8 protein-coding genes and 1 tRNA gene are annotated in these 12,175 nt (G+C 58.9%); 5 read left to right on the top strand and 4 right to left on the bottom strand.

Translation table 11 applies throughout. From position 1 onward, the window contains the following. Positions 1–66: 66 nt before the first annotated feature. Positions 67–1,494, bottom strand: coding sequence for a methyl-accepting chemotaxis protein (locus CAER_RS0116880; RefSeq protein ID WP_027236472.1), 1,428 nt, complete (start codon positions 1,492–1,494; stop codon positions 67–69). A 314-nt stretch (positions 1,495–1,808) separates the two neighbouring features. Here CAER_RS0116880 and CAER_RS0116875 point away from each other — a divergent pair, with 314 nt between their 5' ends. Both CAER_RS0116875 and CAER_RS0116870 read left to right on the top strand, forming a co-directional pair. Then, positions 1,809–3,296, top strand: a complete 1,488-nt coding sequence (locus CAER_RS0116875) for a sensor histidine kinase (protein WP_245597374.1) — start codon at positions 1,809–1,811, stop codon at positions 3,294–3,296. A 1-nt stretch (position 3,297) separates the two neighbouring features. Continuing rightward, the gene (locus CAER_RS0116870; protein WP_027236470.1) at positions 3,298–3,759 is read left to right on the top strand and encodes a response regulator; all 462 of its coding nucleotides are present in this window, start codon (positions 3,298–3,300) and stop codon (positions 3,757–3,759) included. Positions 3,760–3,925: 166 nt separating this feature from the next. Here the strand turns inward: CAER_RS0116870 and CAER_RS0116865 are convergent, their stop codons facing one another. The 3 genes from CAER_RS0116865 to CAER_RS29745 form a co-directional block, all read right to left on the bottom strand. Further along, a complete protein-coding gene (locus tag CAER_RS0116865; protein ID WP_027236469.1) occupies positions 3,926–5,005 on the bottom strand; it encodes a polyamine ABC transporter substrate-binding protein in 1,080 nt (359 codons plus the stop codon). After that, positions 4,996–6,849, bottom strand: a complete 1,854-nt coding sequence (locus CAER_RS28935) for an ATP-binding protein (RefSeq protein ID WP_084299575.1) — start codon at positions 6,847–6,849, stop codon at positions 4,996–4,998. Before CAER_RS28935 ends, CAER_RS0116865 begins: the two co-directional genes overlap by 10 nt. A gap of 472 nt (positions 6,850–7,321) precedes the next feature. Beyond that, a tRNA-Arg gene (locus CAER_RS29745) sits at positions 7,322–7,391 on the bottom strand. Between the two features lie 130 nt (positions 7,392–7,521). On the opposite strand from CAER_RS29745, the gene CAER_RS0116855 reads away from it, so the two are divergent. From CAER_RS0116855 to CAER_RS0116840, 3 genes are all read left to right on the top strand, one after another. Further along, positions 7,522–8,805 carry a tyrosine-type recombinase/integrase gene (locus CAER_RS0116855; protein ID WP_027236468.1) on the top strand — a complete coding sequence of 428 codons (1,284 nt, stop codon included), beginning with the start codon at positions 7,522–7,524 and terminating at the stop codon, positions 8,803–8,805. Positions 8,806–9,922: 1,117 nt separating this feature from the next. Then, the gene (locus tag CAER_RS29280; RefSeq protein ID WP_084299573.1) at positions 9,923–11,179 is read left to right on the top strand and encodes an AAA family ATPase; all 1,257 of its coding nucleotides are present in this window, start codon (positions 9,923–9,925) and stop codon (positions 11,177–11,179) included. Continuing rightward, positions 11,176–12,174: a hypothetical protein gene (locus CAER_RS0116840; protein ID WP_027236466.1), complete on the top strand. Its 999-nt coding sequence runs from the start codon at positions 11,176–11,178 to the stop codon at positions 12,172–12,174. Before CAER_RS29280 ends, CAER_RS0116840 begins: the two co-directional genes overlap by 4 nt. Position 12,175 lies beyond the last annotated feature (1 nt).

Here is a 12,175-nt window from a genome sequence, read left to right as displayed (position 1 = left end):
CCCGGCGGGGCCAGTTTACAGCCCCCCCGGGACTACGCCGCAACGGAGCGGCGCCCGTTGGACATCTCAGAAATCGTCCCAGCCCTGGGCGGCCGGCAGCACCTGCGCAGCAGCGGGTGAAGCCGCCGGGGCCACCCGGTCCTGAAACCCGGTAACAGGCGCCCGCTGGACCGGACGCTGCGCCGGAGCCGGGCTTGCGGCCGCCCTGAACTTGGAGACCTCCTGCGTCAGCTGGCTGGCATCGGAAGACAACAGGCGGCTGGCCGCAGAGGCCTGCTCCACCATTGCGGCATTTTGCTGGGTCACCTGATCCAGCTGCGAGACACCCAGATTGATTTCGCTCAGCGATGCTGCCTGTTCCTTGGCCCCCGCCGCAATGCCGCTGATGTGGGCCGAGATATTGCCGACGCTTTCGATGATCTGCTGCAACTCTTCGCCGGTCTTTCCAACCAGGTCCACACCGCCGGCCACCTGCTGCTTGCTCTGGCTGATCAGCTGCTTGATCTCGCCGGCTGCCCCCGCGGAGCGCTGTGCCAGCGCCCGCACTTCCGAGGCGACAACGGCAAAGCCGCGCCCTGCCTCGCCGGCCCGGGCCGCCTCCACCCCGGCATTCAAGGCCAGCAGGTTGGTCTGAAAGGCGATATCGTCGATCATCCCGATGATCTTGGCGATTTCCTCGGACGACGCCTCAATCTGCGACATCGCCGCGACGGCGTCCGTCACCACCCGGCCGCTGCGCTCTGCTGCGGTCTTGGCGTCGCTCACGATGACCTCCACCTTTTCCGCGCCTTCTGCGGAGGAATGCACTGTGCCGGTCAGCTCCTCGATGGCGGCGGCGGTTTGCTCCAGGGTTGCCGCCTGGCTCTCGGTGCGCTGAGACAGATCGCCGGCCGATCGGGAAATCTCTTCCGCGGTGCGCTCCACGGCCTCAGACACCTGCGTCACGGACCCGATTGCGGTTTCCAGCTGTTGGGCCGACTGGTTGAACGCCTCGCCCAGCGCCGCGATGTCCGCCTGCTCCGACAGCGCCACCCGGACCCCCAGGTCGCCCTGGCTCATCGCCTCCAGCCCCCGGGCGATTTCCTGCAGGCCGAGGCGCCGCTCTGTCACGTCGGTGGCCACTGTGACCACACGCTCAACAGCGCCGCCATCTCCGGTGACAGGCGCATAGGTGGCCTGGACCCAAAGGGTGGTGCCATCCTTGGTCACGCGCGGGAACTGCCCGGTGAAAACCTTACCCGACGCCAGGCCCGCCCAGAAATCCTTGTAGTCCGTGCTGGCGGCAAGCTCCGGTGCCACGAACATGGCGTGATGCTGCCCCGTGATCTCTTCCAGCTGGTAGCCTAGCGCGGCCAGGAAATTGCCGTTTGCCGTCAGAATGGTGCCATCCGGCGTGAACTGAACCGTGGCTTGAGTGGCGTCGACCATGTCTGCAATGAGCCTGGCACCGTTATCCTGCTCCGCCGGCTGTGCTGCCTTGAATTTGAAAAACAAAAAACTTCTCCGCGCATTCCTGATTCTTTGTGTTCGCGAACGGAGTAGCGCGATTTCGACAGAAATCTCTTAACACCGCCAACCAGCCTGCGGCGCAGCGGGCAGTGGCGCGCCCTGGCCATGAGCGGCAAAAGCCCGGCGGTTTAACGAAGAAACAACTTTTAGTTGCAATTGTGTTGAGAGGCCTCCCGGGAGGCTGTACCATGAGCCTGGCCTGATCAAGCGGCTCCGCGGCTGCGCTCCGGTATGCGGCACCACGTTGCCCTGCGATTTGGCCGCCGGCCCGACGCCCGGAAAAACGGGAAGCGACAGACATGACCCTTGCCAGCACCCTTGCCAGGCACTTTGAAGCAGACCAGCCCCCGCGTTGCCGCAGCAGCGTTGAGACCCGGGCGCAACTCACTGCAGCCCTGCTTGTCGCCGCAGGCTTTGTGTTCGACTACCTGACACCGCTCGGGGTGGCGGCAGGCCTGATATACACCGCTGTTGTCCTTTGCGCCGTCTGGGCTGGCAAGCCCGCCAAGGCCTACACCTATGCCGCGGCCGGAACCGCGCTCACGGCTCTTGGGTACCTGCTGTTTCCCCGTGCCGGAATCGATGAATGGATTGTGCTGACCAACAGGATTCTGACAGTAATCGCCCTGTGGGCCTTGGCCTTCGTTGTCTACCGGCAGAAATCCATCCAGGCATCGCTCGAACAGAAACAGAATGAGCTGGCGGCGATTCAGGACAACAGCATCGCAGGCCTGATCAACATTGATCCGCAGGGCACCATCCTGAGCTACAATCGTGCCTGCAAAGACATATTTGGCTACGGCCCCGAGGAGACCATTGGCCGGAATGTCAGAATTCTGATGCCCGAACCCGACCGTTCGGCGCATGACGGATATCTCCATAATTATCACAGTACCGGCCAGAGAAGGATTATAGGGAAAGGCCGCGAAGTGCGCGGACAGCGCAAGGACGGCAGCACCTTTCCGCTGCACCTTTCGGTCAGCAAGGTCCGGGTCGAAGATCACGTACTGTTCTGCGGCATTGTCCGCGACATCTCCGAACAAAAGCGCACTGAAGCGGAACGGGAGCGCATCATGGAGGAACTGGCCCGGTCAAACCGGGACCTGGATGATTTTGCCTATGTCGCCTCCCACGATCTGCGGGCACCGCTCCGGGTTATCGCCAACGCCTCCAGCTGGCTGGAGGAAGACCTGGCAGAAGAGCTGGATGAGGACAGCCGCGAAAATCTGGAACTGCTCCGCTCGCGTGTGGCGCGGATGGAACGGCTGCTGGATGACCTCCTCGAATATTCCCGGGCCGGCCGGAAGCAGGACAGCAGATACAAGCAAACCATGCCAGGCAATGAACTGATGCGCGAAGCTCTGATGCTGATCGACCAGCCGGAGGGGTTCACCATAAATACCGCCCCCGGCTTCGGCGCCATCCAATTGCCGAACATGCCGCTGAAACAGATATTCGCAAACCTGATTTCCAACGCGATCAAGCACAATGATCGCGGCGGCGGCACGGTCGACATAAGTGTGGAGGACGCCGGGGATCACTACTTGTTTTCGGTCGCTGATGACGGCCCCGGCATAGCCCCCGAATTCCACGACCAGATTTTCAAGATGTTCCAGACCCTGAAATCGCGCGACGAGGTCGAGGGCAGCGGCATCGGCCTGTCGATCATCAAGAAGCACCTGGAGCGCGCAGGCGGCACGATCTCGGTCCGGTCGTCTCCCGGAGAAGGCTGCGCATTCAGCTTCACTTGGCCCAAGCAGCAGGAGGTTCCGCAGGGAGGTGCTTGAGATGGAAACCCGCGATAGCCGAGCCCGCCCCCACGGGGACTTGAAGGTGCTTCTGGCCGAAGATGACGACGGCGATGCCAAAGCGGTCCTGCGGGCCTTCCGCAAGGCACGGGTCGCCAATGGTATCACCCGGGCGGTCGATGGCGTCGAGGCTCTGGACTATTTGCGGGGAACAGGCGGCAAAGAGCGGATCAAGGCGCCGTTTGTGCTGCTGGCAGATATTAACATGCCCCGCATGAACGGGATCGAACTTGTCCGGGAAATGCGAGAGGATCCCGAGCTCAGCAGCACAGTGGTTTTTTTCCTCACCACTTCCAGCCATGACCAGGATATCGACGCGGCCTATGGCCTGAATGCTGCGGGTTATATCGTCAAGGAAACGGCCGGGCGCGATTTTCTGCAGCTTGTTGGAATGATCGGCCGCTATTGGCGGATCGTCGAATTTCCCGCTGCGCACACCTGACACCCCGGCCGTTTGCCCGGCCTTTGCGGTCTTTCCCCGGCCTGAGCCAAAGCCGCGTCATCGCAGCCGGCGCCGCGCGCCAAGCGGCCTCCGGAAACGGGAGCCTTTGCGCGCTTTCACCGGACAGCCAAAGCGGCGGTGAAAGCCGCCCTGCCGCCTGATGCAGTTACATCCCGATCTGCAGCCGTCTCCAGCGGCGATCCAGAAAGCGCTTCTCCTCCCCGCTGCGGGGGGTGACGAGATAGAGCCTGCCGCGGACCTCTGGCGGCAGCGTGACGGCAGGGATCTCACGGCCAGGGCTGCCGGCTTCGGCGCGCGTGGACGTGATGCTGCTGACGGCATTGGTAAACAGCGCCGCTTGCGCCATTGAGTCCGGCCGGAGCAAGAAATCCACCAGCTGATGCGAGGCCTCAAGATCGCCGGCATCGCTTGGGATAACAAAAAGGTCGGCCCACAAATTGGTGCCCTCCCGGGGCATCACATAATGATACCGGTCCGTTCCCTGCTCCAGCAGCGGCGCCAGCCCGTCGGTGCTCCAGGTAACTGCCAGGCAGACCTCGCCGCCCAGCAGCGCGTCATACTGATCCACATCAAACGACCGGACATATGGGGCGATAGCGGACAGCACCTCAAAGGCCGCCTCCAGATCCTGCTCTGACCGCGATTGCGGATCCAAGCCGAGATAGACCAGCGCGGCCGCCAAAACCTCCTCAACGGAATCGACGATCGTAATGCCGCAGTCCGCAAGCTTGCTGGCGTTGGCGGGGTCGAACACCAGCGCCCAGCTGTCAAGCGGCGCGTCCGGAAGGCGCTCCAGCACCGCGCTGCGGTCGAAGGCGATGCCGGTGGTGCCCCAAAGATACGGCAGGGCATAGCCTTCCGCCTGCGGCGTGGCGTCCAGGTACAGCTGCAGCAGCTGCTGGTCGATGGCCGCCGCGTTCGGGATGCCCGACACGCCGATCTGCTGGATCGCCCCCGCCTCCACCAGACGGCCGACAGTTTCCGAGGACACCACTGCCAGGCCGTAACCGGTGCCGCGGGCAAGCAGCCGCGCCTCGGCCTCATCGGCTTCGCCGTAGGTATCCAGGACAAGCCTGGTGCCAGTGGCTTCCTGGAAACCCGCAACGGTTTCCGGGGCGATGTAGCCGCTCCAGTTGTACAGCAAGATCCGGCCGGGCTCCGCTGCGGCGGGAACAGCCATCGCAGCCGCAGCAGCCAGGGCTGCTGCGATCGTCGTCAGGCGCATTTTGAGCTTCCTTCAGTTTTTGCGCGGGCCTCTTCCGGCCACAGGCGGGTCAGGGCAGAGGCAAGCGCCGCTTTGTTGACCGGTTTTGCAAGATAGTCGTCCATGCCCGCGGCCAGGCCCTCGGCACGCTGTTCGCTCATCGCGTTGGCCGACAAACCGATGACCGGCACCGGCGGCAGACCCAGCTCCCGCTCCTTCGCCCTGATCGCCCGGGTGGCATCAAGCCCGTCCATTTCCGGCATCCGCACGTCCATAAGCACCAGATCGGGCTCCCAGCTGCGCGCCAGCCCGACGGCTTCAACCCCGTCGCCTGCAGTCATCACGGTGCAGCCCAAACGCTCCAGCATCTTGCCCGCGACCATCTGATTCACCCGGTTGTCGTCGGCGACCAGGACCTTTTTGCTGAAAGCGGCCCCGACCGGTCCGGGCTGGGGAACTTCAACGGGGGGCGGAACGGCTTCAACCGGGAACTCCACGGTGAATTCCGACCCTTCGCCCTCTGTGCTTCGCAGCGAAATCGTGCCGCCGACCGCCTTGGTCAGGTTCTTTACAATGGCAAGGCCCAGACCTGTTCCGCCAAACCGCGTGGTCGTGGTTGCATCGGCCTGTGCGAACTGCTCGAAAATCCGTTCCTGGGCTTCCGGCGGAACGCCGATCCCGGTGTCCTTCACGGCAATCCGGATCGTCCGCGTGCCGTCCTGCGCCGATGGCAGCTCCTGCAGCTTGACCTCAACCGAACCGTTCCCGGTGAATTTCAATGCATTGCTGATGAGATTGACAACAATCTGCCGGACCGCGGTGCCGTACCCCAGCACATGCCAATTGCCGCTCCCGGAACCTTCACTCAGTCTCAGGTCGATATTCGCGCTTTGGGCCCGCGCGGAAAACAGGTCAATGACCTCCAGGCACAGCACCCGGACATTGAACGCCTCGGCCTCCATCTCCAGCTTGCCGGCCTCGGCCTTGGACAAGTCCAGAACGTCGTTGATGATGCTCAGCAGGGAGTTTCCGCTGACGATCATCATGCGGATCATATGGCGCTGCTTGTCATCAAGCTCGGTATCGTTCAGCAGCTCCGCCAGGCCCAGCACACCGTTCAGCGGCGTCCGGATCTCGTGGCTCATCGTCGCCAGAAACACGGACTTCGCCTCCGACGCGGCCTCTGCCTTGCGCTGGCTTGCCTCGATCTCCGACTGCGCGCTGATGATGAAGCGCTCCATCGGCATATGCACGAACCGGGCAGCGACAAAGACGCCGATAGCCCCGATCAGCACGGCCGCCAGCGCATAGGTCAGCTGCGTTTCCGCAGCAATCCGGCCGGTCCGCACCTCGGCCTCCTTGGCCTCCATCAGCACCGGCAGCAGCCGCCTGGAAAGATTCGCGGCCAAGGCCGCGGCCTTGGCATCGGCTCCGGCCTGCCGGGTCCCGGCCGGTCCGGTCAGAAGCCCGGCCAGAAACACGATATCCCTAAGCTCAGATACCGGGTTCAGCGTCGGCTGGGATAGGATCTCCTGCGCCTGCGGCGAAAAGGCCCCCAACGCGTCAGGGCCAGTGAGTTCAGCCAGCGCGTCAGCTGCGGGCCCGGCGCTTCGCCGGATGCGCCCGCGCGCAATCAGCGCCTTCTGGCTGCCAGGATCGTTCTTCAACTCATCAAACGCCAGCGTCAGCTCAGCCAGAGAGACCAGGATCTGGTCCAGCACCCTGGTGTTTTCCGCCCGCCGGGCCACACTGCTCTGCCCGGAGAGGGTGACGCAGAAGGCTGCCACTGCGGCGGCCAGCAAAATCGCCAGGGCGATTCCGCTGCGCAGCCGGAGGTATCTTCGAGTGACACGCTGCTTTGTCATTTAACGTCCGTATTATTGTATTTTGGCAATTCCCTGCGGCCGTCCCGGCAGACTAGAGCTGGCCTTGCATCCTGAGAAGCGAATGTTGAGAACAATTTAAAAAACTGAAACAGAAACCTCAGCCAGTCTGCTTTATGGCGCAGCCTGGCAAAACGGCTGCGCCTCCGCGGACCAGCGGCCTCTGGCCCATATGTTCAAAAAGTGAAACCCCGGCTGAACCAGCAAGCGCCCGGCCCGCGCTGGTGAAATCGCGCGGCAGGAGCTGCTGTTTCCAGGCGGCGGCGATATCAGGCCTCCAGCCGCACCTCGCGCAGCTAGGAACACCTGCGCCGTTGCAGGCCTGTCTGCACAGACCTTGGCCGGACCGCAAAACTGCTTCCTGCCGCGCTCAGTTTATGGGCAGCGGTCCTACTCTCCATCCTGTGCCCGCGCGGCAAGAAAAGCCGCAGGCAAAAGGAGACTGGGTGAGGTATGGCGATCCCTGAAGGACTCGAACCCTCAACCTGCTGATTAGAAGTCAGAACAAGGCACCTGACAGAATCTGCCGAGATCCGCCGAGAGCGATATTTTGTGCTATAAAAACAATATCTTTCAATTGATCTATATGGCCAGACTTGCCACTCCGTGCCGTTATCGGCCAGATTCCATCCGGAAATATTCCGGAAAGTTTTCATGGCTAAATCGACCAAGATCAAGCTCACACAGGCCGTCATCCGTAAGGCAATGGAGAACCGCGGAGAGGCACACAATTTTCGGGATACCGAGGTTCCCGGCTTGCGGTTGCGAGTTGGCCCCCGCTCCACCAGTTTCTATCTGGACTACAAGCCCACGGGTCACAGGCCAGATGGGCGCCAACACCCCTCTCAGTCCGTGAAAATCGGAACACCAGTCTCGCATAGTTTGGCTGAGGCCAGGCAAGAGGCAGCACGTATTAAAGTCAAGGTGGCTTCTGGTATTGATCCGGCCGCAGAAAGAAAGTCTGCGAAAGCGGCTCGCTCCTTGGCTGAGACGCGCAAAGAGAGTTTGCAGGAGGCCGCGGAAGCCTACATCTCCAATGGCATCTTCGGTTCGGATAAGCACGTAAAGACTGAGGCCAGCAACTTGCGTTTGGCGATCAAGGAAATGGGTTTGGGGGATGCTACTCCCAATGAAGTGCAGGTCGCAGATGTCCTCAAGATGCTTGCCTTGAGCAATGGCCGCGCTAGGGCGGTCCATAGGCTTGGCGCCCTAAGCCGGTTCTTTGATGATTTGCTAGCGCGCGAAGCGGTCACAATCAATCCTTGTTCAGCGATTCCCAAAAAACGGCGCCCCAAGCCGCCGCAAGCTCGTACGCGTTACTACTCCGCTTGCGAGGTCCAGGCGCTCTGGAACACGACAGGCCTCTCGCCAGTGCAGTTGCGTCTACTGCGAGCCAGCCTGCTGGTACCCTTGAGACTTGGGGAACTCGCGGAACTAACCAAAGATGAGGTCGATATTGCTGGCGGTCGCTTGCACCTTTCGGGGAAACGCACCAAGAATGGAGATCCGTTTTCCATTCCGCTGCCTGACAAAGCAAAAGACCTCTTCGTCTGCCCGAGCCTGGAAAGCGACAACAGGGTCTTTCCGCTGAATGGCACAGGAAAGAAATTTCAGTCCGGACACTCTTTGACCAAGAGGATCCGCAACGGTTCCAGCGTTGAGAAATTTAACTTTCATAACCAAAGGAGGACGTTTTCGACGGTGCTCGCCGACCTTGGAATCGGCGACGAAAATGTCGCAGATGCTCTGCTCAACCACCGTCAATCCAGCACCCGTTCGGGTGTTAAAGCCGCCTACAACCATTCAAAGCAGTGGCCTCAAAAAGTTTACATGATGGCCGCTTGGGCTGGTATTGTGCACCATGCCGTCACATACGGTGAATGGAGAAGTGCAGACGCTGTGACACAGTTGCGGCAAGGGGACGCATTGGCGCGTTAGTGCTCGCGCAGCGCTCGCCTTCCGCTTACAAATTTGGCCACAGCTGCCAAAGGATTTGCCAAGGGACACCCCCCTGAACTCAACCTCAACGGCGCTGCGCCCCTCCCAGTCTCTCCTGAAGCGCTTTGACCGAAAGCATTGGCGCCCAACTGCGGGTCTACGTGGTGAAAGGCCATTGACCAGGCCCTAAATGCCGTTACGGACCCGCAGTGCGCTGGCCACCGACTTGCTCGGCTGCAGCCTCTGGTTCAAGCACGTACAGCCAAAGCTGTTTGAAGACGCCAGCCGCGAATGGCCTCGTCGAGTTGGAGCTTGCATATTGACCAGAAGACCACTCAACCAGGTAAGAGCTTGCAGATGAGGGTCGAGCGGACTGCGGACGTTCGCTGCAGTATGCGCGAACGGCAGGTTAAAGGCGCATCCCCCTATGGATTGCCCGGAAGCGGACGCTCGGTGACGCGACTTGGCATTCTTCGGTGCTGTGGGCTACAGCGGCGCCAGCGAAGCGCAGAAAGCGCCCTTTGCAAATCCATTCCTTTCGCCAGATCAGGCCTCGATTTTCGCCGTGCTGCCGCGATCAAGAACTGCCGCTCGTCGTGGGTGCAGCGTGAAACTGGCATCGTGTGACCAGGTTGCGCAACTTTGCTGCCTTTCGCCGCGGGCACGTGACCCTTGCTGCATTTGCGCAAGCATCAGAAGGATGGGCGGAAAGTCGGCATCCGCGGAAATGCAGCGGAAATGTGTGCACGCTGCGTAAAGCTGACCTTCGTCACCAGGATCTTGGGGTTTCCTACTTAGGCACAGATCGTTAGGCGACTGATCAGTTGCAACTAACCCGCTCATCCAGGTCAGCTTCACCGCGCATAACACCCATCGATCACACACTACGAACACACTTGGACCGCCGAAGAATTTGTCCTACTGATGGCAGTTGACGGCCTGCTCTTGCACATTCTGACGAGAAAGGCACTGACGCCGCGTTTCGCGGACCAAAAACTGAAATGCCTTCTCCTTGAGAAATCTGATCTCATCGAGTTTCAAGACCTTGCTGGACCGTCGGCGTTGCTTGCAGTCGGTCGATCATAAAACTGAGTGGAACAATCTAAGATGTTGCAATATGACTAGGCTTCAACATTTTTCGCTAGAGAACTATAAAGCGTTTTACAAGCGCGCGAATTTTTCTGTTAAGCCAGTAACGCTTTTTTTCGGGTATAACAGCGCTGGAAAAAGCGCTGCCCTTCGCTTTTTGAAGCTTCTTTCGGACTCAGTGAATTCAAGATCTAGTAGCCCATTGAATCTGCGGTCCGAGGTTATGAGGGGTGGCGACTTCTCAAGCCTGCTCTCGAAACACTCGTCGTCACCTAGGCTGCATTTATCATTCGAGTTTGGAGATCTCTCCGTTGAATTCACAATCCTCAACTTACCCGACAGAAGGCGGCAGGTTGTCGAAGAGTTAATCGTAAGAAGAACTCAAGATGAGGGTCCAGGTGTATTCGAGTGGCTCCCGAACGAAGATCAAAGAGAACTGGAAACAAAAACCTATAAGTTTACGAGTTCAAAGGAGCACTCCGAAGTAACTCTAGACTTTGATGGCTTGGTACCGTTCGGTTTTCCAGACGAGTTGAAAGGGCTCTTGGGGCCTATCGCTGAGCACCTCAAAAGTTTTGGCGAAGGGTTCGTAAGTCTTTCAGCAGATTGCCTCTTGCCGGAACGCTTTTACGTCGAAACGACTCCTGCAAAGAGCGTTTCTCCACGGGGCGACGGTATGATGTCTATTCTGCAGGCCGCTTCACCGGAAGTCATATCAGATATATCGAGATGGTATGAACAAGCGACAGGATATAGTTTCCAGCGGTCGCGCATAACAATTGGTGGTACAAGCGGGCATCGCTTTACCCTGCACCCAAATTCTGATGAAAATATCGACATAGATATTGTTGATACCGGAGAGGGTATGGGGCGGGTCTTGCCAGTTATTGGCTTACTAACTCTAGCAAAGCATAGATGCCTCGGGCAAAATCCTGTAATTTCTCTGGAGCACCCCGAGCTCCACATTCATCCTGATGCTCATGTTCATTTGGCGAACATAGTTGCCGAAGTTGCCGCGTCTGATGCTGCGCCAAAGATTCTGGTAGAGACGCACTCAGAGAACTTGTTACTTGGAATGCAGTTGGCGATTGCTGAGAAGCGAATTTCCCCCAATGATGTCGCAGTGCACTGGGTGCGAGGCACTGAGCAAAGCGCCGTCATTGACCTAATCGAATTCGACGGAGATGCTCGACCCGTCGAAGACAATTGGCCCATTGATGTTTTTAGGACGAACTCGAAATTGGCTCGGGGTCTCTTCCAGATGAGGAAGAAAAGCCAGCAATGATCTTCGAGATAAAGAATAGTTGTTTCGACGCGAACCCCAAGACACAACGCTTGCTAGAGTTGGCCGATTTCGTGGTCAGAGGGCGGCATCGTATCTATGTCGAAAACGAGGAAGACATCGAGTATGCGAATTGGCTTGAAACGCTTCCGCCAGACCTGGCGGACGGCTGGCAACTGGCGCTTGACGTAAGTATGGAGTCTGAGGCTCTAGAGCCCGCGAAACTGAAAATCTCTGTATGTGAACAGGCCACGATCGGAGTGGACTCAATACCCCCTTCACTTACGGTGGAAGATGCCACCCGGTTAGGCAGAGAACCCTACCGCATTTTTGTGGAGAATAGCGATGCAGATCGGAACTTCCTTTTGACGTTCTCGAATTTCCAGCAAAAAAGGAAGTTAGAAGAACTCGAGCGAGAAAATTTGCTGCGCTTTGAGCATTGCGGTGGTATCGGAGATCTTAGTAACAAAGTGCAGTCCCACTTGGCCAAAAACCCGCTGTTTTTTGAGGTTTGTGCAACTGTCTATGATTCCGATGCGAAAAAGCCGAATGCACCGTCCACTCAAGCAAAAGCTGTGGAAACCTTTTGCACGGAACGTTCCATAGCCAGCTTTATGTTAAAGCGCCGTGCCATCGAGAACTATTTGATGCTAAGCTGGATAAGATCATGGGCCACCAAGCGTCCGAACCGAAAGGCCCGAAAGCAGGCCTTCGGCAGGTTGGATAGCTTGTGCAAACTCAATATGCAGCAAAGAAGTCACCTCCACATGAAGAAGGGCTTGGCCGCCGACGCCAACGAAATACAAGGCGGCGCGCATGAGCTATTCCAAGGCATTGACGTTGGCGCACTTGAACAACTTCAGACCGGTTTTGGCAATGACATAGGTTCAGATATCTATTCTGAGACTTGGGTTCAAAACAGCCAACCTAGCGAAGACCAGGATGCCTGGGATGAAGTCAATGGTGTCGTTTCAGAGGTTATGGTGCTATGCCGTTAAG

This window comes from Leisingera caerulea DSM 24564, from assembly GCF_000473325.1.
Lineage (GTDB): Bacteria > Pseudomonadota > Alphaproteobacteria > Rhodobacterales > Rhodobacteraceae > Leisingera > Leisingera caerulea.
Note: the sequence above shows the minus strand (reverse complement) of the source record. Positions and strands in the feature narration are given on the sequence as shown.